The sequence below is a fragment of the Rhizobacter sp. P5_C2 genome, assembly GCF_054049715.1.
This window is the reverse complement of record NZ_JBFULV010000263.1, coordinates 1-673: the sequence shown is the minus strand read 5'-3', so window position 1 is coordinate 673 and position 673 is coordinate 1. Positions and strand designations below refer to the sequence as shown.

1 protein-coding gene is annotated in these 673 nt (G+C 64.3%); it reads left to right on the top strand.

Annotated elements, in window-relative coordinates:
• A partial coding sequence (locus ACXJLU_RS33510; RefSeq protein ID WP_457338034.1) for a class I tRNA ligase family protein occupies positions 1–673 on the top strand: 673 nt, incomplete at both ends.

The following is a 673-nucleotide window of genomic DNA, read 5'->3' as shown; positions in this document are numbered from 1 at the left end:
CGCGATGGCCGAGCAATGGCTGCCGGTCGGGCAATATATCGGCGGGGTCGAGCATGCGATCCTGCACCTGCTCTATGCCCGCTTCTGGACGCGCGCATTGAAGCATATCGGCATGCTCGACATCGCCGAGCCGTTCGCCGGGTTGTTCACCCAGGGGATGGTGACGCACGAGACCTATAAGTCGATCGAGGGCAAATGGCTGAGCCCCGATGACGTGCGCGACGGCAAGGAGATCGCCACGGGGCAACCGATCACGGTCGGCCGCACCGAGAAGATGTCCAAATCAAAGAAGAACACGATCGATCCCGAGCCGATCGTCGACCAATATGGCGCGGACGCGACGCGGTGGTTCATGCTGTCCGATTCGCCGCCCGAACGTGACCTCGCCTGGTCCGAGGCCGGAATCGAGGGCTCGTGGCGCTTCGTCCAGCGGCTGTGGCGCCTGGTCGATGGGATCGAGCAGGGCGAGKGCAATGACGTAGCGCTCGATCGCAAGCTGGCGCAGACGATCGCCGGCGTCGCCGTCGACATCGAGGCGCTGCAATTCAACAAGGCCGTCGCCAAGCTCTACGAACTGGTCAATGCGATCGAGAAGGCCAAGCCCTCCGCGTCGCGCAGCAACGCGATCCGTACGCTCGTCCGCCTGGTCTCGCCGATGACCCCGCATCTCGCC